This is a genomic window from Saccharopolyspora flava (assembly GCF_900116135.1).
In the GTDB taxonomy this organism is placed as follows: Bacteria; Actinomycetota; Actinomycetes; order Mycobacteriales; family Pseudonocardiaceae; genus Saccharopolyspora; species Saccharopolyspora flava.
On record NZ_FOZX01000001.1, the window covers coordinates 650,905 to 671,639 of the forward strand.

General features: G+C 69.3%; 16 protein-coding genes and 3 tRNA genes. 4 read left to right on the forward strand and 15 right to left on the reverse strand.

What is annotated here, in order from left to right:
• Positions 1-67: 67 nt before the first annotated feature.
• Both leuD and leuC read right to left on the reverse strand, forming a co-directional pair.
• Positions 68-670, reverse strand: coding sequence for a 3-isopropylmalate dehydratase small subunit (gene leuD, locus BM424_RS02945; RefSeq protein WP_093413471.1), 603 nt, complete (start codon positions 668-670; stop codon positions 68-70).
• 26 nt (positions 671-696) lie between these two features.
• On the reverse strand, positions 697-2,100 hold the full coding sequence (gene leuC, locus BM424_RS02950) for a 3-isopropylmalate dehydratase large subunit (protein WP_093413473.1): 1,404 nt from the start codon (positions 2,098-2,100) through the stop codon (positions 697-699).
• An 89-nt stretch (positions 2,101-2,189) separates the two neighbouring features.
• On the opposite strand from leuC, the gene BM424_RS02955 reads away from it, so the two are divergent.
• Entirely contained in the window at positions 2,190-2,891 is a 702-nt protein-coding gene (locus BM424_RS02955; RefSeq protein ID WP_175547909.1) for an IclR family transcriptional regulator, read from the forward strand.
• A gap of 131 nt (positions 2,892-3,022) precedes the next feature.
• Here the strand turns inward: BM424_RS02955 and BM424_RS02960 are convergent.
• The 5 genes from BM424_RS02960 to gltX all read right to left on the reverse strand — a co-directional run bounded on the left by BM424_RS02960 (position 3,023) and on the right by gltX (position 6,465).
• Positions 3,023-3,095 (reverse strand) — tRNA-Glu (locus tag BM424_RS02960).
• A gap of 562 nt (positions 3,096-3,657) precedes the next feature.
• Positions 3,658-3,730, reverse strand: a tRNA-Glu gene (locus BM424_RS02965).
• Positions 3,731-3,760: 30 nt separating this feature from the next.
• Positions 3,761-3,832: transfer RNA gene (locus BM424_RS02970), tRNA-Gln, on the reverse strand.
• 156 nt (positions 3,833-3,988) lie between these two features.
• Complete coding sequence (locus BM424_RS02975) at positions 3,989-4,756, reverse strand: HAD family hydrolase (RefSeq protein ID WP_093413476.1); 768 nt, start codon at positions 4,754-4,756, stop codon at positions 3,989-3,991.
• A gap of 212 nt (positions 4,757-4,968) precedes the next feature.
• Positions 4,969-6,465, reverse strand: coding sequence for a glutamate--tRNA ligase (gene gltX, locus BM424_RS02980; protein WP_093413477.1), 1,497 nt, complete (start codon positions 6,463-6,465; stop codon positions 4,969-4,971).
• Positions 6,466-6,560: 95 nt separating this feature from the next.
• Between gltX and BM424_RS02985 the strand changes: the two genes are divergently transcribed.
• Entirely contained in the window at positions 6,561-7,811 is a 1,251-nt protein-coding gene (locus BM424_RS02985; RefSeq protein ID WP_093413479.1) for an FAD-dependent oxidoreductase, read from the forward strand.
• Positions 7,812-7,937: 126 nt separating this feature from the next.
• Here BM424_RS02985 and BM424_RS02990 read toward each other — a convergent pair whose 3' ends face one another.
• The 8 genes from BM424_RS02990 to BM424_RS03025 form a co-directional block, all read right to left on the reverse strand.
• Positions 7,938-8,720: a fumarylacetoacetate hydrolase family protein gene (locus BM424_RS02990; protein ID WP_093413480.1), complete on the reverse strand. Its 783-nt coding sequence runs from the start codon at positions 8,718-8,720 to the stop codon at positions 7,938-7,940.
• Positions 8,721-8,799: 79 nt separating this feature from the next.
• Positions 8,800-10,419 (reverse strand): citramalate synthase, encoded by a 1,620-nt coding sequence (gene cimA / locus BM424_RS02995; protein ID WP_093413482.1) that lies wholly within the window; start codon positions 10,417-10,419, stop codon positions 8,800-8,802.
• Between the two features lie 272 nt (positions 10,420-10,691).
• On the reverse strand, positions 10,692-11,735 hold the full coding sequence (locus tag BM424_RS03000; RefSeq protein WP_093413483.1) for a 3-isopropylmalate dehydrogenase: 1,044 nt from the start codon (positions 11,733-11,735) through the stop codon (positions 10,692-10,694).
• Between the two features lie 282 nt (positions 11,736-12,017).
• Positions 12,018-13,613, reverse strand: coding sequence for a phosphoglycerate dehydrogenase (gene serA / locus BM424_RS03005; protein WP_093413485.1), 1,596 nt, complete (start codon positions 13,611-13,613; stop codon positions 12,018-12,020).
• Positions 13,614-13,880: 267 nt separating this feature from the next.
• The gene (locus BM424_RS03010) at positions 13,881-14,126 is read right to left on the reverse strand and encodes a DUF397 domain-containing protein (RefSeq protein WP_093413486.1); all 246 of its coding nucleotides are present in this window, start codon (positions 14,124-14,126) and stop codon (positions 13,881-13,883) included.
• A 171-nt stretch (positions 14,127-14,297) separates the two neighbouring features.
• Positions 14,298-15,293, reverse strand: coding sequence for a ketol-acid reductoisomerase (ilvC, locus tag BM424_RS03015; protein ID WP_093413488.1), 996 nt, complete (start codon positions 15,291-15,293; stop codon positions 14,298-14,300).
• Between the two features lie 102 nt (positions 15,294-15,395).
• Positions 15,396-15,902, reverse strand: a complete 507-nt coding sequence (gene ilvN / locus BM424_RS03020) for an acetolactate synthase small subunit (RefSeq protein WP_093413489.1) — start codon at positions 15,900-15,902, stop codon at positions 15,396-15,398.
• Complete coding sequence (locus tag BM424_RS03025) at positions 15,899-17,731, reverse strand: acetolactate synthase large subunit (protein WP_093413491.1); 1,833 nt, start codon at positions 17,729-17,731, stop codon at positions 15,899-15,901. The genes ilvN and BM424_RS03025 overlap by 4 nt, the downstream gene beginning before the upstream one ends.
• A gap of 388 nt (positions 17,732-18,119) precedes the next feature.
• Between BM424_RS03025 and BM424_RS03030 the strand changes: the two genes are divergently transcribed.
• A complete protein-coding gene (locus BM424_RS03030) occupies positions 18,120-18,644 on the forward strand; it encodes a PH domain-containing protein (RefSeq protein WP_093413492.1) in 525 nt (174 codons plus the stop codon).
• Positions 18,645-18,839: 195 nt separating this feature from the next.
• A complete protein-coding gene (gene ilvD, locus BM424_RS03035) occupies positions 18,840-20,684 on the forward strand; it encodes a dihydroxy-acid dehydratase (RefSeq protein WP_093413494.1) in 1,845 nt (614 codons plus the stop codon).
• Positions 20,685-20,735 lie beyond the last annotated feature (51 nt).

The following is a 20,735-nucleotide window of genomic DNA, read 5'->3' on the forward strand; positions in this document are numbered from 1 at the left end:
AGTTGTCCCTCCCGGGACGGATTCTTCCTGCTGTGAAAGGAAAAACCCGTCCCGGGCCGGGTTGGCCTCAGCCCTGGCGGGCGGGCAGCGTGGTGGGCTTGAAACTCTGGCGCCCGCGCTCAAAAGTGTCGATCGTCTCGGCGTGGCGCAGCGTCAAACCGATGTCGTCGAGGCCTTCCAGCAGCCGCCAGCGGGTGTAGTCGTCGATGCTGAAGGGCACTGTGAGGTCCTTGGCGTGCACGGTGAGTGCTTGAAGATCCACCGTGACAGCGGTACCGGGCTCGTTCTCCAGCAGCTTCCAGAGCAGTTCCACATCGGACTGCTCGCACTGGGCGGCCAGCAGGCCCTGCTTGCCCGAGTTCCCGCGGAAGATGTCGGCGAAACGGCTGGAGATGACCACTCGGAAGCCGTAGTCCTTCAACGCCCAGACGGCATGCTCGCGGGACGAACCGGTGCCGAAGTCGGGTCCGGCGACCAGCACGCTGCCGTTCTTGAAGGGTTCCTGATTGAGGATGAAGTCCTCATCACCGCGCCAGGCGGCGAACAGCGCGTCCTCGAAGCCGGTGCGCGAGACCCGCTTGAGGTAGACGGCGGGGATGATCTGGTCGGTGTCCACGTTGGACCGGCGCAGCGGGACGCCGACCCCGGTGTGCGTCTTGAACGGTTCCATCGTCACTGCTCCTGGTGGTGGGGCGGTCAGTCGAGGTCTTCGGGCGAGGACAGGGTTCCGCGCACGGCGGTCGCGGCGGCGACCAGCGGGGAGACCAGGTGGGTGCGGCCGCCCTTGCCCTGCCTGCCCTCGAAGTTGCGGTTGGAGGTCGAGGCGCTGCGCTCGCCCGGGTCCAGCTGATCCGGGTTCATGCCCAGGCACATCGAACAACCGGCCGAACGCCATTCCGCTCCGGCGGAGGTGAAAACCTCGTGGAGGCCTTCGCTCTCGGCCTGCATCCGGACCTTCATCGAGCCGGGCACCACGAGCATCCGGGTGTCGGCGGCGACCTTGCGGCCCTTGATGACCTCCGCGGCGGCCCGCAGGTCCTCGATGCGGCCGTTGGTGCAGGAGCCGAGGAAGACCGTGTCGACGCTGACCTCGCGCAGCGGCATGCCCGCGGTCAAGCCCATGTAGTCCAACGCCTTTTCGGCGGCGTAGCGCTCGCCCTCGTCGGCGATGGTCGCGGGGTCCGGCACGTTCTCGCCCAGCGGCAGGCCCTGACCGGGGTTGGTGCCCCAGGTGACGAACGGGGTGAGCTCGTCGGCGTTGAGCGTGACCTCGGCGTCGAAGGTCGCGTCGTCGTCGGTGCGCAGCGTCTTCCAGTACTCGACGGCGGCGTCCCACTCGGCGCCCTCGGGGGCGTGCGGACGGCCCTTGATGTACTCGAAAGTCGTTTCGTCGGGCGCGATCATGCCCGCGCGCGCACCGGCTTCGATCGACATGTTGCAGATGGTCATGCGGGATTCCATCGACAGCTGCCGCACGGCCTCGCCGCGGTACTCCAGGACGTAGCCCTGGCCGCCGCCGGTGCCGATCTTGGCGATGACGGCGAGGATGACGTCCTTGCTCGTCACGCCGGGGCGCAGCGATCCCTCGATGTTGATGGCCATCGTCTTGAACGGCCGCAGCGGCAGCGTCTGGGTGGCCAGCACGTGCTCGACCTCGGACGTGCCGATGCCGAAGGCCAGCGCGCCGAACGCGCCGTGCGTGGAGGTGTGGCTGTCACCGCAGACGACGGTGGTTCCGGGCTGGGTGAGGCCGAGCTGCGGGCCGACGACGTGCACGATGCCCTGCTCGGCGTCGCCCATCGGGTGCAGCCGGATGCCGAACTCGTCGCAGTTCTTGCGCAGCGTGTCGACCTGGGTGCGCGAGACCGGGTCCGCGATCGGCAGGTCGAGCCCCACGGTGGGGACGTTGTGGTCTTCGGTGGCGATCGTCAGGTCGGGGCGCCGCACCTCGCGGCCGGCCAGCCGGAGCCCTTCGAATGCCTGCGGGCTGGTGACTTCGTGCACCAGGTGGAGATCGATGTAGAGCAGGTCGGGCTCGTGCCCTTCACCCTGGCGCACGATGTGCGCTTCCCACACCTTCTCCGCGAGCGTTTTTCCCATCACTGCTCCAGTCGAGCGCGCCGAGACCCGAGGAAGGGGTCTCTCCCACAGAGTGGACTTCCCAGATGCCGGGAAGTTAGTATCGGTACGTGGGACAGCATAGCGGCATCGGAGTATTGGACAAGGCAGTGGCCGTTCTGCAGGCGGTGGCTCAGGAGCCGTGCGGCCTGGCGGAACTGTGCAGCCGGACGGGGCTGCCGCGGGCGACTGCGCACCGGCTGGCGGTGGGTCTGGAGACGCATCGCCTGCTGCGCCGCGGTTCGGATGGCCGGTGGCGTCCTGGCGCGGCTCTGGCGGAGCTGGCGGGCGGCGCGGTGGATCCGCTGCTGGAGGCGGCGTCCACGATCCTGCCCAAACTCCGGGATGTCACGGGGGAAAGCGTCCAACTGTACCGCCGGGACGGGATGCAGCGCTTGTGCATCGCGTCGGCGGAGCCGCCGAGCGGTTTGCGGGACACGGTGCCGGTGGGCACGCCGTTGTCGATGACGGCGGGTTCGGGCGCGAAGGTGCTGGCGGCGTGGGCGGATCCGGCGACGCAGCGCGCGGTGCTGGCGGAGGCGGTGTTCGGTGAGCGCACGCTCTTGGAGGTCCGCCGCAGGGGCTGGGCCCAGAGCGTCGCGGAGCGAGAAGCGGGCGTGGCGAGCGTCTCGGCCCCGGTCAGGGATTCCCAGGGCACGGTCATCGCAGCCATCTCGGTCTCGGGCCCCATCGACCGCATGGGCAGGCGCCCAGGAGCCAGGTGGGCAGCAGACCTGCTGGCAGCAGCAGAAGGCCTGCAGAACAGGCTGTGACAAGCAGCCAGAAGAAGAGAGACGAAGACCAAGACGACCAAGAGGACCAAGAGGACCAACAAGCGCAAGAAGCGCACCAAGCCCCAGAAGCAAGAAGGGCCTCCCGGCAACCCGGGAGGCCCTTCGCGTTGTAGTCCCGACGGGATTTGAACCCGCGCTACCGCCTTGAGAGGGCGGCGTCCTAGGCCGCTAGACGACGGGACCGCGCAACGGTGATAACTCTACAACACCCCCCAACCCCCAAGAACAACCCCCCACCCCACCCCCAAGACCAGCAAAAACAACAAACAAGTGACCCAAACAACAACCAAAACCCCCAACACCAAAGAAGAAGAGAGCAACAAGAGGAGGAGAGGGAGAGGGAAGAGGGAGGGGGAAGAGGGAGACGGACCAAGCACCCCCGAGCCCGAAGGACGAGCCCAAAGCAAAGAACAAAAGACGCAAGGAAGAGAAGAGAAGAGACCAACACACCGCAGGCAAGCGAAGCGCAGCCAAGAAAAGGAAGACACACAACAACGAGGGCGAAGCCCGAGCAAGAAACCCCGAGGGCGAAGCCCGAGAGACATCGAGGGGCGAAGCCCAAGCAAGAGAACGCAACCAAGGAGATGCTGGTCAGAAACCCAGGCCGGGAACGCCACGAAGGCGAGGAGCCCTCCCCCACGCCACCACCGCACCGTGGGGGGCTTGGGGGGTTCGACCCCCCCAATACAATGACGAAGGAGGCCCGGCTCACGACAAAATCGTGAGCACAGGCCTCCTACCTCTGTAGTCCCGACGGGATTTGAACCCGCGCTACCGCCTTGAGAGGGCGGCGTCCTAGGCCGCTAGACGACGGGACCGCGTGAGAGATCACCGGAGTGATCCGCTCGCTGGGGTACCAGGACTCGAACCTAGACTAACTGAACCAGAATCAGTCGTGCTGCCGATTACACCATACCCCATGGTGACCGACGGCCAGTTGTCTGGAATTCCGATCTCCGCCGGGGAGTTCGGGCTCCGGACTTCTGTCCGCCGCGTTGGTGAATATATTAGACCACCGCTCAGACCCCCTTCTCACCACCCCCCTCTTTCGGGGTTGCCGCAGGTGAGGGGCGTTTTCAGCGGGTCTGGCCGACGAGGTCGGCGAGGTGGGGTGCGGCGATCTCGGTGACGAGGAGTTCGGGGAGTTCGCGGAGCCCGGTGATGGCCTGGGTGGTGTCGTCGGCACCGCTGCGTGGTGCGGGGATCCGGTCGCGGTTGAGCCAGATGCCGCGGAGGCCGGCGCGGGTGGCGCCTTGGGCGTCGGTGCTGAGGCGGTCGCCGACGTGGGCGACTTCGCCGGGCTGGAGGCCGAGGCGTTCGCAGGCGGTGTGGAAGATCCGCGGGTCGGGTTTGGCGATGCCGATCTCGCCGGAGATGACGACGGCGTCGAAGGCGTCGGCGAGTCCGACGGCGGCGAGTTTCCTGCGCTGGTAGGCGCCGGGGGCGTTGGTGACGGCGGCGAGCTTGAGGCCGGTGGCGCGCATCCAGTCGAGGGTGTCGGTGACGTCGTCGTAGAGGCTCCAGGCGCGTTGCATGGCGGCCATCCGACGGGTTTCGCGGCGGCGGGCTTCGTCGTGGTCGATGCGTTCGCCGAAGGCGGCGAAGAAGGCGCGGGTGCGTTCGACGCACATCTCGTCGAAGGTGAGCTGCCCGGTGACGAATCGCCCGTAGTAGCGGTCGGTGGTGCGCTGCCACACCGGCCAGGCCCGGTCGGTGCCGAGGAGTTCCCGGAGGGAGCTGCGGGCCGCGCTCCGGCTGTCGACGAGGGTGTCGTCGAGGTCGAGGCAGACGGCCTTGATCTGGGCGGGATTGCGGGGATTCGATTCGTCAGCCGCGGATGTCACCCCGAGAGGCTAGGCGTTCACGCACCGCGTCCGACTCTGCCAACCTAGTGAAGTCTGGTGTGGGTGTGCGAACACTGTGCAACCACCGGCGGGGCTCGTCCCGTCTTAGCAGTTGGGCTCGGTCGCGTGGCGGACGATTTCGCTGGTGAGACGACGACGCCGCCGCGCGCTCAGGTGAGCGGCACGGCGGCGTCGTGGCGGCGCGGGATCGGTCAGCCGAGCGCCTTGCGGAGCCGGGCGAGCGAGACGTCGCGGCCGAGCAGTTCCATCGATTCGTACAGCGGCGGCGACACGGTGCGGCCGGTGATGGCCACGCGCACGGGCGCGAAGGCCTTGCGCGGCTTGATGCCCAGGCCGTCGACGACGGAGACCTTGAGGGCCTCCTCGATGGCGGCGGTGGTCCACTCCGGGAGCGCTTCGAGCGAGCCGATGGCGGCTTCCAGGACGGGCCGGGCGTCGTCGCCGAGGGCCTTCTGCGCGGAGGCCTCCTCGGGCTGGAAGTCGTCGCCGGCGAACAGGAAGCCCATCATGCCGACGGCGTCGGAGAGCACGATGAGCCGCTCCTGCACCAGGGGCGCGGCGGCGCGGACGGTGGCCAGCTGCTCCTCGGTGGGCTGCGCGGGCAGCACGCCGCCGTCGACGAGGTAGGGCACGATCCGCTCGACGAAGTCGTCGGGCGCCAGGGCGCGCAGGTGCGCGGAGTTGATGGCGTCGGCCTTCTTCTGGTCGAAGCGGGCCGGGTTGGAGCTCACCCGCGAGATGTCGAAGGCCTCGACCATCTCGTCGAGGGTGAACACGTCGCGGTCGTCGGCGATGGACCAGCCGAGCAGCGCGAGGTAGTTGAGCAGGCCTTCGGGCAGGAAGCCGCGGTCGCGGTGGTGGAACAGGTTGGACTGCGGGTCCCGCTTGGACAGCTTCTTGTTGCCCTCGCCCATGACGAACGGCAGGTGCCCGAACTCGGGCGTGAAGCCGGTGACGCCGATGCGCTGCAGCGCCTCGTAGAGGGCGATCTGGCGGGGCGTGGACGACAGCAGGTCTTCACCGCGCAGCACGTGGGTGATTTGCATGAGCGCGTCGTCGACGGGGTTGGTGAGCGTGTAGAGCGGGTCGCCGTTGCCGCGCACCAGCACCGGGTCGGGGACGCTGCCGGCGGGGAAGGTGATCTCGCCGCGCACCAGGTCGGTGAAGGTGATGTCGCGGGCGGGCATCTTCAGCCGCAGCACGGGCTTGCGGCCTTCAGCGCGGAAGGCGTCGCGCTGCTCGTCGGTGAGGTCGCGGTCGAAGTTGTCGTAGCCGAGCTTGGGGTCGCGCCCGGCGGCCTTGTGGCGGGCTTCGACCTCCTCGGGGCTGGAGTAGGACTCGTAGAGCTCTCCGGCGGCCAGCAGGCGCTGGGCGATGTCGGCGTAGATGTCGCGCCGCTCGCTCTGCCGGTAGGGCCCGTACTCGCCGCCGACCTCGGGGCCTTCGTCCCAGTCGAGGCCCAGCCAGCGCAGCGCGTCGAGCAGCGCCTGGTAGGACTCCTCGCTGTCCCGGGCGGCGTCGGTGTCCTCGATGCGGAACACCAGCTTGCCCTTGTTGTGCCGGGCGAACGCCCAGTTGTAGAGGGCGGTGCGGATCAGGCCGACGTGCGGCGTTCCGGTCGGTGACGGGCAGAAACGGGCGCGAACCTGCCCCTTGGCTGCGTTGGTGCTGGCTTCTGGCGTGCTCATAACGGATTCAGCGTAGCCAGGCGCTTGACCGGCGCACCCGGTAGGTGCATCCTGAGTTTATTCAACACCCGTTGAAAACCTGGGAGCGGATCGCGATGGAGCGCACCACCTGCTGCGTCGTCGGCGGCGGACCCGCCGGCATGGTGCTCGGACTGCTGCTCGCGCGGGCGGGCGTGCAGGTCACGGTCCTGGAGAAGCACGGGGACTTCCTGCGCGACTTCCGGGGCGACACCGTGCACCCCACGACCCTGCAGCTCCTCGACGACCTCGGCCTGGCCGAGCGCTTCGAGCAGATCCCGCAGAGCCGGATCACCAAGCTCCAGCTGCCGCTCGGGCCCGACGGGTCGCTGTTCACCATGGGCGACTTCTCGCTGCTGAAGATCAAGTACAACTACATCGCGATGGTTCCGCAGTGGGACCTGCTGGACATGCTCGCCGAGGAGGGCAAGGCCGAACCGACCTTCTCGCTGCGGATGAACACCGAGGCCACCGAGCTCGTCCGGGAGGGCGGCCGGGTGCGCGGCGTGCGCTACCGCACGGCCTCGGGCGAGACCGGCGAGCTGCGCGCCGACATCACGGTCGCCTGCGACGGCCGCAAGTCCTTCGTGCGCGACCTGCCGGAGCTGGAGCTGCACGACTTCCCCACGCCGATGGACGTGCGCTGGTTCCGGCTGCCGCGCCAGGAGGGCGATCCGGACGGGCTGCTCGGGCTGTTCCGCAAGCGCAGCTTCCAGGTGCTCATCGACCGGCGCGACTACTTCCAGGTCGCCTCGATCATCCACAAGGGCTCCGACGCCGAGGGCCGGTCGGGGCCGGTCGAGGAGTTCAACGCGCAGCTCCGGCGGGAGATCCCGTGGCTGGGCGACCGGGAGCTGGTGCGCTCGTGGGACGACGTGAAGCTGCTGCACGTGACCCTGGACCGGCTGCGCAGCTGGCACGTGCCGGGGCTGCTGTGCATCGGCGACGCCGCGCACGCGATGTCACCGGTCGGCGGCGTGGGCATCAACCTCGCGGTGCAGGACGCGGTCGCGGCGGCCCGGCACCTGGCCCGCCCGCTGCGCGAGGGACGGCTGCGCCGCAGGCACGTGGTGGCGATCCAGCGCCGCCGCTGGCTCACCACGGTGCTGATCCAGGGATTCCAGCGGATGATCCACGAGAAGGTGGTCGGCCCGGCGCTGCGCGGCGAGATCGACCTGAGCGGCTCGGCCAGGCTGCCGCTGCCGGTGCGGGCGGTGAGCCGGCTGCCGTTCCTGCGCCGCTTCCCGCCCTACCTCCTCGCCTACGGCGCGGTCCGCGAGCGCCCGCCGCGCGAATCCCTCCGAGGAAGCGCGCTGCGGGGCGCGTGAGCTCGGCAGTGGACAGTTTTAGCCATAATTGACCAGACAAAAGGGACATCAAGCCCGGGCGGTTCTGGCTAAAACTGTCCACTGCCCCACATTGCCACCCGAAGGTGACCACGTGGGGGCGGGAAGTCAGGCGTTCTGGACCGGGTTGGTGAGGGCGCCGAGGCCGTCGATGGCGACGGTGACCTTCTGGCCGTCGGTCATCGGGCCGACCCCGGCCGGGGTGCCGGTGAGGATGACGTCGCCGGGCAGCAGCGTCATGATCCGCGACACCCACGAGACCAGGCCGCCGATGCCGTGCACCAGCTGCGAGGTCCGGCCGTCCTGCTTGACCTCGCCGTCCAGGTCGGTGCGGATCGACAGGTCCGACGGGTCGAGCTCGGTGTCGATCCACGGCCCCAGCGGGCAGAACGTGTCGTAGCCCTTGGCGCGGGTCCACTGCCCGTCGGCCTTCTGCTGGTCGCGGGCGGTGACGTCGTTGGCGATCGTGTAGCCCAGCAGCACCTCGGTGCCGCGCGCCTCCGGAACGTCCTTGCAGGGCTGGCCGATGATCGCGGCCAGCTCGCCCTCGAAGTCGACCCGCTCGGAGTTCGGCGGCAGCTTGATCGGCGCGTTCGGGCCGATCACCGAGGTCGAGGGCTTCATGAAGATCAGCGGGTTCTCCGGCGCCTCGCTGCCCATCTCGGCGGCGTGCTCGGCGTAGTTCTTGCCGACGCAGATCACCTTGCTCGGCAGGATCGGCGCCAGCAGCCGCACGTCGGCCATCGGCCACTTGCGACCGGTGTAGGTGGGCGTGCCGAACGGGTGCTGGTCGATCTCGACCGCGACGATCTTCTCGCGCGGCGCAGCCGGATCCGGCTCCAGAGCCACGAAGGACACCCCGTCAGAGTGGGCGACACGAGCCAACCGCAAGACTAAAACCTCCGCACGATCTGCTGTGGACTTCGCCCAACATACTCGGCCACGCCCACCCACCACCGCATTCGGGGCCTCAGCGCGAGGCAGCGGTCACGTTCCGCCGCAACGAGCAGTGGAGCAGCGCGTCGCACAGCGCCAGCCAGCTGGCCTCGACGATGTTGGCGTGCACGCCGACGGTGGTCCACTCGTGCTCGCCGTCGCGGGACTCCACCAGCACGCGGGTGACCGCGTCGGTGCCGGGTTCGTCGACGAGGATGCGGACCTTGTAGTCGGCCAGCTCCACCGACTCCAGCCACGGCAGCCGCGGCACCAGGGCCTGCCGCAGCGCGGCGTCGAGCGCGTTGACCGGCCCGTTGCCCTCGGCGGTGGCGATCACCCGCTCCCCCGACACGCTCACCCGCACCGTCGCCTCGGACACGACCTCGCCGTCCTCGCGGTGGTCGAGCAGCACCCGGTAGGACTCCAGCTCGAAGGGCGCGTCGAGCGCCGCGTCGCCGATCTCGCGGCGCAGCAGCAGTTCCAGCGACGCGTCGGCGGCCTCGAAGGACCAGCCGCGCGCCTCCAGCTCCTTGACCTTCCGCACGGCACCGCCGACGGCCTCCGGGGACAGCTCCAGGCCCAGCTCGGCGCCCTTGAGCTCCAGGCTGGCGCGGCCGGCCATCTCGGTCACCAGCACCCGCATGTCGTTGCCGACCTCGGCCGGGTCGAGGTGGTTGTAGAGCTCGGGGTCCACTTTGATCGCACTGGCGTGCAGACCCGCCTTGTGCGCGAACGCCGACTGCCCGACGTAGGCCTGGTGGGTGTCCGGCGCGAGGTTGGCGATTTCCGCCAGGGCGTGGGAAACCCGCGTCAGCTCCGCGAGCTTTCCCTCCGGCAGCACGGGTTTGCCGAGCTTCACACCCAGATTTCCCAGCACCGCGAACAGATCCGCGTTGCCCGCGCGCTCGCCGTAGCCGTTGGCGGTGCACTGCACGTGGCTGGCACCGGCCTGCACGGCGGCGACGCTGTTGGCCACCGCGCAGCCGGTGTCGTCCTGGCAGTGGATGCCGACCCGCAGGCCGGTGCGCGCGATGACCTCCTCGACGGTCTCGGCGAGCTGCAGCGGGAGCTGGCCGCCGTTGGTGTCGCACAGCACCACCACGTCGGCGCCCGCGCCCGCGGCGGCGTCGAGCACGCGCAGCGAGGTGTCGGGATCGAAGGCGTAGCCGTCGAAGAAGTGCTCGGCGTCGAGGAACACGCGCCTGCCGTGCTCGACGAGGTGGCGGACGGTGTCGGCGACCATCGCGCAGTTCTCGGCCACGTCGGTGCGCAGCGCGCGTTCGATGTGCCTGCGGTCCGATTTGGCCACCAGCGTCACCACCGGAGCGCGAGAGTCCAGCAGTGCCGCCACTTGCCGGTCTTCCTCCACTGTGGACCCGGCTCGGCGGGTGGAGCCGAAGGCCACGAGAGCGGAGTGCTGGAGCTCCAGTTCCCCTTGTGCGGCGCGGTGGAAGAACTCGGTGTCCTTGGGAAGCGCTCCGGGCCAACCACCTTCGATGAACCCGACGCCGAGATCGTCGAGCAGCCGCGCCACGGCGAGCTTGTCGGTCACCGAGTACGAAATCCCCTCGCGCTGCGCGCCGTCGCGCAACGTCGTGTCGTAGACGTGGAAGTCGTCGCCCAGGGGCGTGCCTGCCGGGTGGGTGCGGGTCACTGGATCGTCTCCCGTCGAGAGGGGTCGGTTCGGCGTGGACGTGCAGCGGGCAACAAAAAAGACCCCCCGCAGGATGCGAGAGGTCAGCGCGCCGGGATGCGGAGATGTTTACCCGACGCGCTCGCCAATAATGATCACACTGCGGAAAGCCACGACCCCATGCTGCACACCCGGGGCCGGGATGTCCATCGAACGCGGCGGACTTCTCACGATCCGGAAACGCCGAAGGGCGCCTCCCCCTCCGGGAAGGCGCCCTTCGAGCGAGCGGAACATCAGGGCTGGGGTGCCACCTCGCGGGAGGACACCAGCGCCGCCAGCCGGTCGCCGATGGCGAACGTGGCGCCCGGCGACGAGTGGTCGCGGGTCGCCAGGTCGAAGGCCACCGAGGCCTCGACGCGCTTGCTGGCCTCGGTCAGCCCGACGTGGTCGAGCAGCATGGCGATCGACAGCACCGCGGCGGTCGGGTCGGCCACGCCCTGCCCGGCGATGTCCGGGGCGCTGCCGTGCACCGGCTCGAACATGCTCGGGTTGCGGCGGGTGGCGTCGATGTTGCCGCTGGCCGCCAGGCCGATGCCACCGGTGATCGCGCCGGAGAGGTCGGTGATGATGTCGCCGAAGAGGTTGTCGGTGACGATCACGTCGAACCGGCTCGGGTCGGTGACCATGTGGATCGTGGTGGCGTCGACGTGCTGGTAGGCCACGGTGACGTCGGGGTACTGCAGCGAGACCTCTTCGACCACGCGCGACCACAACGAGCCGGCGTGGGTGAGCACGTTGGTCTTGTGCACCAGGGTCAGGTGCTTGCGCGGCCGCGAGGCGGCGCGGGCGAACGCGTCGCGCACGACCCGCTCGACGCCGAACGCGGTGTTGATGCTGACCTCGGTGGCGATCTCGTGCGTGGTGTCCTTGCGCAGCAGGCCACCGTTGCCCGCGTACGGGCCCTCGGTGCCCTCGCGCACGATGACCATGTCGATCTCACCCGGGTCGGCCACCGGGCTCTTCACGCCCGGGTAGAGCCGCGCGGGGCGCAGGTTCACGTGGTGGTCGAGCTCGAAGCGCAGCCGCAGCAGCAGGCCGCGCTCCAGGATGCCGCTGGGCACCGACGGGTCGCCGACCGCGCCGAGCAGGATCGCGTCGTGCTGGCGGAGCTCGCCGAGCACGGACTCGGGGAGCAGCTCCCCCGTCGCGTGCCAGCGAGCGGCCCCGAGGTCGTAACGGGTGATCTCGGTATCCGGCACCACCTCGCCGAGCACCTTGAGTGCCTCGGCAACGACCTCCGGCCCGATCCCGTCGCCGGGGATCACAGCGAGCCGCATCTACACACCTCCCGAGAACCACCCCGAACTGCGGGGCTCGAACTGTTGAGCCGAAGGCTACCGGCATGGCCGCGCGGCGCGGCACGCCGGGCCCACCAAGTGGATGATAAGTCCCGGACTGTGGGACACCCAGACGGGTGACGCACTGTTTCGGTCCAGGTACGCACGAGGGGCCGTCCCACGAACTGGGACGACCCCTCTTCACGCTTCCGAGTTATTCAGCGTGCGAACCCGGCGTCGAGCACCTACGCAGCGACACCTCGTTGCGCGCTCACAACCCGCTCACTCGAAGCTGACGGTGCGCACGATCCGGGCGCCCACGGCGGCCCCGATCGGCTCCAGCACGCCCTGCTCGACCGGGCGGTCCACCCGCAGCAGCATGATCGCGTCCGAGCGCTCGGTGGTCTGGCTGACCGTGGCGGCCTCGATGTTCACGCCGACCTCGCCCAGCAGGGTGCCGACCTTGCCCATCACGCCCGGGCGGTCCGGGTACTCCAGCAGCAGCACGTTGCCCTCGGCCCGCAGGTCGAAGTGGCGGCCGTTGACCTCGACCAGCTTCTCCACCTGGTTCGGGCCGGACAGCGCACCCGAGACGACCGAGGTGGTGCCGTCGGCCATGTGCGCGCGCAGCGACACGACGCTGCGGTGGTTCGGGCTCTCCGAGGTCGTCTTGACCTCGACCTGCACGCCCAGCTCCTCGGCCAGCTGCGGGGCGTTGACGAAGGTCACCTGGCTCTCGACCGCGCCGGAGAACACGCCGCGCAGCGCCGCCAGCTGCAGCACCGAGACGTCCTCGTCGGCCAGCTCGCCGCGGGCCTCGATGGTCACCGAGCTCGGGGTGCCGCCCTGCAGACCGGCCAGCAGCTGACCCAGCTTCTGGGTCAGCGACAGGTACGGGCGGACCTCCTCGCCGACCGCGCCGCCCTGGACGTTGACCGCGTCCGGCACGAAGTCGCCGCGCAGCGCCAGCCGCACCGACTTGGCCACGTCGGTACCCGCACGGTCCTGGGCCTCGGCGGTGGAGGCGCCCAGGTGCGGGGTGACCACGACGTTGTCCAGCTCGAACAGCGGGCTGTCGGTGATCGGCTCGGACTTGAACACGTCGATGCCCGCGCCGGCGATGGTGCCGTTGCGCAGCGCCTCGACCAGCGCGTCCTCGTCCACCAGGCCACCGCGGGCGGCGTTGATGATGATGAGGTTCGGCTTGGCCTTCTTGAGCTCCTCGGCACCGATCAGGCCCAGGGTCTCAGCGGTCTTCGGGAGGTGGATCGACAGCGCGTCGGCGCGGGTGAGCAGCTCCTCCAGGGAGACCAGCTCGATGCCCAGCTGCGCGGCGCGGGCCGGCGACACGTAGGGGTCGTAGGCGATGAGCTTGGTGCCGAAGGCGGCGACGCGGGCGGCGAACAGCTGCCCGATCTTGCCCAGACCGACGACACCGATGGTCTTGCCGTTGAGCTCGACGCCGCCGTAGGAGCTGCGCTTCCACGCGCCGCCCTTCAGGCTCGCGTCGGCCTGCGGCACGTTGCGGGCGACCGCGAGCAGCAGCGCCATGGCGTGCTCGGCGGCGGAGACGATGTTGGAGGTGGGAGCGTTGACCACCATGACGCCGCGCTCGGTGGCGGCCGGAACCTCGACGTTGTCGAGGCCGACGCCGGCGCGGGCGACGACCTTGAGGTTCTTGGCGGCCGACAGGACTTCGGCATCGACCTTGGTCGCGGAACGGACCAGCAGCGCATCGGCGTCGGCGACAGCGTCGAGCAGCGCCGGACGGTCGGTGCCGTCCACGTTGCGGATCTCGACCTCTTCGCCGAGGGCGTCGATCACGGACGGGGCCAGCTTCTCGGCGAGAAGTACGACAGGACGGCTTGCGTTGGTCACGGGCGAACTCCAAGCTGGAAGATCACGATCGGCACGACGATGTGCCCGGACGTTGGAAGTTTAACGGGAGATTGAGAAAGCATTCACAAGGGTGTAGCTCGGATCACCGCTCGTTCCCGCTCCCCGAAGCGGCCCGTTCTGCCGGCATTCTCGCAGATCACCCACCACGCGAGGGGTTTTCGTTCCAGAGTGCGAGAAATGCGATCGCCACCCGAACGGGCCCGCGCCACCCTCCCCGATGGCACGAGGCCCGAACGGCGGCCGGACTCACGGTTCGTCGAATTCACCGTCCTTGGCTCCCGCGACGAACGCGTCCCATTCCTCGGGGGTGAAAACGAGCACCGGGCCTTCCGGATCAGCCCCGTTCCGCATCCCCACATAACCGTCGACGAAAGCGATCTCCACGCCCGGTTCGTCCGGATCATCGGTGCTCGTGATCCACTCTGCGACCGAGAAGTCCAGCTTGTCGCGGATGTGCGCCTTGTCGTCGACGATCTCGTTCTCTGCACTCACGATGCGTACCGTATCCCTCACTCCTAGCGATATCCCGTTGTGGGAGACCCGCCCGGCGGAAACCTACCCACCACCGCCGCAACGCGCGAGGCCCGATGAAACCTCTTTCACAAGGTTTCACCGGGCCTCGCGCAACGCGACCGCCGAGCGCTGGAGCGCGCCGGCGTCAACTCACTTGTTGGTCCAGGACATCAGCGAGCGCAGCTTCTTGCCGACCTCTTCGATCTGGTGGGCGTTGCCCTCGGCCTGCAGCTTGGTGAAGTTCGGGCGACCGCCCTCGTCCTCGGCCACCCACTCCTTGGCGAAGGTGCCGTCCTGGATCTCGCCCAGCACCTTGCGCATCGAGTCCTTGACGTGCGAGTCGATGACGCGCGGGCCCCGGGTGAGGTCGCCGTACTCGGCGGTGTCGGAGCAGGAGTAGCGCTGACCGGCGATGCCGCCCTCCCACATCAGGTCCACGATCAGCTTGAGCTCGTGCAGGACCTCGAAGTAGGCGATCTCGGGCTGGTAACCGGCCTCGACCAGCACCTCGAAACCGTTCTGCACCAGCGCGGAGGCGCCACCGCAGAGGACGGCCTGCTCACCGAACAGGTCGGTCTCGGTCTCCTCCTTGAAGGTGGTCTTGATGACGCCGGCGCGGGCACCGCCGATGGCGGCGGCGTAGGACAGCGCCAGGGCCTGGGCGTTGCCCGAGGCGTCCTGCTCGACGGCGATCAGGCACGGCACGCCCTTGCCGTCGACGAACTGGCGGCGGACCAGGTGACCCGGGCCCTTCGGGGCGACCATCGCGACGTCGACGTCGGCCGGCGGCTGGATCAGGCCGTAGCGGATGTTGAAGCCGTGGCCGAAGAACAGCGCGTCACCCTGCTTGAGGTTCGGGGCCACGTCGTTGGCGTAGATCTCGCGCTGCTTGGTGTCGGGCGCCAGGATCATGATCAGGTCGGCCTCGGCCGACGCCTCGGACGGGGTCAGGACCTTCAGGCCCTCCTCCTCGGCCTTGGCGCGGGACTTCGAGCCCTCCGGCAGGCCGATCCGCACGTCCACACCCGAGTCCCGCAGGCTCAGCGCGTGGGCGTGGCCCTGGCTGCCGTAGCCGATGACGGCGACCTTGCGGCCCTGAACGATGCCGAGGTCCGCGTCCGCGTCGTAGAAGATTTCAACTGCCATGGTGATTCAGCGTTTCCTTTCGGGACTTCATCGGTTGTCAGCCGTGCCGCCAACCGCTAGCTCATGAGCCTGGTGGGCCCTGTGTGGCGGGGTCGTCGGTTGTCAGCGGACGGCGGTGGCCGTGATGGAGCGGGGGCCTCGGCCGATCGCGATCGTTCCCGACTGCACCATCTCGCGGACGCCGTAAGGTTCCAGCATTCGCAGCAACGCATCGAGCTTATCGGCGGTGCCGGTGGCCTCGATCGTCAGCGCCTCGGGCGAGACGTCGACAACCTTGGCGCGGAACAGCTGGACGGTCTCCAGGACCTGGCTGCGCACCGAGGAATCGGCGCGGACCTTGACCAGCAGCAGCTCGCGCTGCACCGCGGCGTCGTCCTCCAGCTCCACGATCTTGATCACGTTCACCAGCTTGTTGAGCTGCTTGGTGACCTGCTCCAGGGGCTGGTCGCTGACGGCGACCACGATCGTCATCCGGGAGATCTCCGGGTGCTCGGTCGGGCCGACCGCGAGCGACTCGATGTTGAAGCTGCGTCGCGAGAACAGACCGCTCACGCGAGCGAGGACACCCGGCACGTTCTCCACCAGAACGCTCAGCGTGTGCCTGGTCATGCGTCGTCCTCCTCGAAGAGCGGGCGGATTCCGCGGGCCGCCATGATCTCGTCGTTGCTCGTGCCCGCCGCGACCATCGGCCACACCTGGGCGTCCTTGCCCACCACGAAGTCGATCACGACCGGTCGGTCGTTGATCTCCATAGCCCGCTGGATGACGCTGTCGACGTCCTCTTTGGACTCACACCGCAGGCCTGCGCACCCGTAGGCGTCGGCGAGCAGCTTGAAGTCCGGGATGCGGTGCTTGTGGGTGCCGAGGTCGCTGTGTGAGTAACGCTCGGCGTAAAACAGGTTCTGCCACTGCCGGACCATACCCAGGTTGCCGTTGTTGATGACGGCCACCTTGATGGGGATGTCCTCGATCGCGCAGGTGGCGAGCTCCTGGTTGGTCATCTGGAAGCAGCCGTCGCCGTCGATGGCCCACACGACCTTGTCCGGCACGCCGGCCTTGGCGCCCATCGCGGCCGGGACCGCGTAGCCCATCGTTCCCAGGCCGCCGGAGTTCAGCCAGCTGCGCGGGTTGTCGTAGCCGATGAACTGCGCGGCCCACATCTGGTGCTGGCCCACGCCCGCGGCGTAGACCGCGTCGGTGCCGGCGATCGCGCCCAGGCGCTCGATGACGTACTCCGGCGACAGGCTGCCGTCGTCGGGCTCCTCGTAGCCCAGCGGGAACCGGCCGCGGATGTCGTCGAGCATCCCCCACCAGGCCTTGAGGTCGGTGGCGCCGTCCTCGCTCTCGGCGGCCTCGAAGGCCTCGGTGAGCTCGGCGATGACGTCCTTGCAGTCACCGACGATCGGGACGTCGGCGTAGCGGTTCTTGGAGATCTCGGCCGGGTCGATGTCGGCGTGCACGACCTTGGCGTCCGGCGCGAACGAGGACAGCTGCCCGGTGACCCGGTCGTCGAACCGGGCGCCGAGGGCGATCAGCAGGTCGGCGCGCTGCATCGCGGCCACCGCCGCGACCGTGCCGTGCATGCCCGGCATGCCCAGGTGCTGCGGGTGCGAGTCCGGGAACGCGCCGCGCGCCATGAGCGTGGTGACCACCGGGATGCCGGTGCGCTCGGCCAGCCTGCGCAGCTCGGCGTGCGCCTCGGCCTTGATGACACCGCCGCCGACGTAGAACACCGGCTGCTTGGCCTCGACCATCAGCTTGGCGGCCTCGCGGACCTGCTTGCCGTGCGGCTTGCTGGTCGGCCGGTAGCCGGGCAGCTTCATCTCCGGCGGCCAGGAGAACGACATGGTGGCCTGCTGGACGTCCTTGGGGATGTCGACCAGCACCGGGCCGGGACGGCCGCTGGAGGCGATGTAGAAGGCCTCGGCGATGACCCTCGGGATGTCCTCGGGGTCGGTGACCAGGAAGTTGTGCTTGGTGACCGGCAGCGTGATGCCGCAGATGTCGGCTTCCTGGAAGGCGTCGGTGCCGATCAGGCCGGTGGCCTGCTGACCGGTGATCGCCACGACCGGGACCGAGTCCATGTGCGCGTCGGCGAGCGGGGTGACCAGGTTCGTCGCGCCCGGACCGGAGGTCGCCATGCACACCCCGACCTTGCCGGTGGCCTGCGCGTACCCGGTTGCCGCGTGCCCGCCGCCCTGCTCGTGGCGCACCAGCACGTGCCGGACCTTCTCGGAGTCGAGCAGCGGGTCGTAGGACGGGAGGATCGTGCCGCCCGGAATCCCGAAGACGACCTCGCACCCCACGGACTCGAGCGAGCGCACGAGCGCCTGCGCACCCGTCATCTTCACCGGAGCACCGCTGGGCGGCGCGGGCTTGGGTCGGCGTCCTGGCGGGGGCGCCGGGACCGGATTCTGCCTGGTATTGGCGCTGGTCATCGGGTCAACCTCGGTGGTTGGGAGTGGGACCGGACACGAAAAAACCCCCGCAGGCCAGACAATGGCCCCACGAGGGTTGGCGCGTCGACGCTGCGGTACTTCCTCAGGCGTCGACGCGCCGGGGAAGTACGAGAATGTCGTGCAGTCGCAGCATGGCGAGGACGTTAATGGGATCGGGAGCGCCGCGTCAAACCATCCGGAACGATCGTCCCGCATGCTGGGCACCCGTTCGGGCGACCCCGATCTTGCCTCCGCACGGTTTCCGCAGTTCAACGATGCTGTTTCAGCTCGTTTTCCGGCCGGTGTGATGCGCGCCGCTCCCGCTGTCCCAGCGGGCGGGAAAGCGGTGCCCGTTCGGCCGGATCGGGCCAGGTGAGACCATCGAGGCGTGAGCGAGACACCCCAGGACGCCGGGCGGGACGACGCCGCCGAGCAGAACGCCGAAGCCGCACCGGCCGAACAGGCCCCGGCCGAGGAGAAGGCGCAGCAGGACGCGGCCCGCGAGGAGCAGCCGCTCGAGATCCCGAAGTCGCTGAACTTCCGGGTACCCCGGGTGTCCCTGCTGGCCGTGCTCGCCGTCGCCGCCTGCGCCGTGCCGCTGGCCACCACCTCCGGCCCGCTGGGCCTGCTGGTCTTCCTGATCCCGCTGGCCCTGCTGTGGCTCGTGCTGCGCCCGCGCACCACCGTCGACGCCGAGAAGATCCGGGTCCGCACCCTGGCCGGCGGCCGCACCCTGCCCTGGGAGTCGCTGAAGGGCCTGGCCATCGCCAAGCAGTCCCAGGTGCGCGCCAGCACCACCGAGGGCGCCGAGGTCGCGCTGCCCAACGTGCGCCCGCGCGACCTCCCGGCGATCGCCCTGGTGTCCCGCGGACACCTCCCCGACCCCACCGCGCAGTCCTCCGACGAGGGCTGACGCCGCGCTCCCGGCCCGTAATCCGAGCGACATCCGTGGTCAACCGGGTTGTCCGGAGGAGTAGGGTCGGGAGCACACCACCACGCTTAGCGCCCACAAGGCGATGTCAGCGGGATGGGCCGATCGCGTCGAAGCTCCGCCTCCGCGCTCGGCGCTGACCCGCACCACGAGCCTGGAATCGAAGAAGGTCTCCCAATGCCCCAGCTGCGTTCCCGCACCACGACTCACGGCCGGAATGCCGCCGGCGCCCGTTCGCTGTGGCGCGCCACCGGCATGACCGACGACGACTTCGGCAAGCCGATCGTCGCCATCGCCAACTCCTACACCCAGTTCGTGCCCGGGCACGTCCACCTGCGCGACCTCGGTGACGTCGTGGCCGAGACGGTGCGCGAGGCCGGGGGCGTGCCCCGCGAGTTCCACACCATCGCCGTCGACGACGGCATCGCCATGGGCCACAGCGGCATGCTCTACTCGCTGCCCTCGCGCGAGATCATCGCCGACTCGGTGGAGTACATGGTCAACGCGCACCAGGCGGACGCGCTGGTGTGCATCTCCAACTGCGACAAGATCACCCCCGGGATGCTCAACGCCGCGATGCGGCTCAACATCCCGACGGTGTTCGTCTCCGGCGGCCCGATGGAGGCCGGCAAGGCCGTCGTCGTCGAGGGCGTCGCGCACGCGCCGACCGACCTGATCACCACGATCTCGGCGTCGGCGAACTCGGCGATCGACGACGAGGGCCTGTCCGAGGTGGAGCGCTCGGCCTGCCCGACCTGCGGATCCTGCTCGGGCATGTTCACCGCGAACTCGATGAACTGCCTCACCGAGGCGCTGGGCCTGGCGCTGCCGGGCAACGGCTCGACGCTGGCCACCCACGCGCTGCGCCGCGAGCTGTTCCAGGAGGCCGGTCGCACCGTCGTCAACATCGCCAAGCGCTACTACCAGGACGACGACGAGACCGTCCTGCCGCGCTCGGTCGCCAACAAGCAGGCCTTCGAGAACGCGATGGCGCTGGACATGGCGATGGGCGGCTCCACCAACACGGTGCTGCACACCCTCGCCGCCGCGCAGGAGGGCGAGATCGACTTCACCCTCGACGACATCGCCGAGATCAGCCGCAAGGTGCCGTGCCTGTCGAAGGTCGCGCCGAACTCCGACTACCACATGGAGGACGTGCACCGGGCCGGCGGCATCAGCGCCATCATGGGCGAGCTGGACCGCGCGGGCCTGCTGCACCGCGACGTCGCCTCGGTGCACAGCGCAAGCCTCACCGAGTGGCTGTCCACCTGGGACGTGCGCGGCGAATCGCCGTCGGAGAAGGCCCTCGAACTCTTCCACGCCGCCCCGGGCGGGGTCCGCACCACGCAGGCGTTCTCCACCGAGAACCGCTGGTCGTCGCTGGACACCGACTCGGTCAACGGCTGCATCCGCGACGTCGAGCACGCCTACACCGTCGACGGCGGGCTGGCGGTGCTCAAGGGCAACCTGGCCACCGACGGCGCGGTCATCAAGGCCGCCGGGGTCGAGGAGGAGCTCTGGCACTTCCAGGGCCCGGCCCGCGTGCTGGAGAGCCAGGAGCAGGCCGTCTCGGCGATCCTGAACAAGGAGATCCAGCCCGGCGAGGTGCTGGTGATCCGCTACGAAGGACCCGCCGGCGGCCCGGGCATGCAGGAGATGCTGCACCCCACCGCGTTCCTGAAGGGCTCCGGCCTCGGCAAGAAGTGCGCGCTGATCACCGACGGCCGGTTCTCCGGCGGCTCCTCGGGCCTGTCGGTCGGCCACATCTCGCCGGAGGCCGCGGGCGGCGGCGAGATCGGCCTGGTGGAGAACGGCGACCAGATCCTCATCGACGTCCACGAGCGCAAGCTGGAGCTGCTGGTCGACGAGCAGGTCCTGGCCGAGCGCCGCGCCAAGATGGAGGCCAGCGAGAACCCCTGGCAGCCGGTCGGCCGCGAGCGCAAGGTCACCAACGCGCTGCGCGCCTACGCCAAGCTCGCGACGTCCGCCTCCTACGGAGCGGTCCGCGACGTGAACAAGTGATCTTCTTTATCCCGGTGATCGCCTTGCTTGGCGGTGCGGGTAAGGGAACCT

Coding starts and splice junctions, on each gene's coding strand:
- ilvN (WP_093413489.1), bottom strand. CDS start 15,902: ATGACCAGGCACACGCTGAGCGTTCTGGTGGAGAACGTGCCGGGTGTC.
- BM424_RS03025 (WP_093413491.1), bottom strand. CDS start 17,731: ATGACCAGCGCCAATACCAGGCAGAATCCGGTCCCGGCGCCCCCGCCA.
- leuC (WP_093413473.1), bottom strand. CDS start 2,100: ATGGGAAAAACGCTCGCGGAGAAGGTGTGGGAAGCGCACATCGTGCGC.
- ilvC (WP_093413488.1), bottom strand. CDS start 15,293: ATGGCAGTTGAAATCTTCTACGACGCGGACGCGGACCTCGGCATCGTT.
- leuD (WP_093413471.1), bottom strand. CDS start 670: ATGGAACCGTTCAAGACGCACACCGGGGTCGGCGTCCCGCTGCGCCGG.
- BM424_RS03000 (WP_093413483.1), bottom strand. CDS start 11,735: ATGCGGCTCGCTGTGATCCCCGGCGACGGGATCGGGCCGGAGGTCGTT.
- ilvD (WP_093413494.1), top strand. CDS start 18,840: ATGCCCCAGCTGCGTTCCCGCACCACGACTCACGGCCGGAATGCCGCC.
- BM424_RS02985 (WP_093413479.1), top strand. CDS start 6,561: ATGGAGCGCACCACCTGCTGCGTCGTCGGCGGCGGACCCGCCGGCATG.
- gltX (WP_093413477.1), bottom strand. CDS start 6,465: ATGAGCACGCCAGAAGCCAGCACCAACGCAGCCAAGGGGCAGGTTCGC.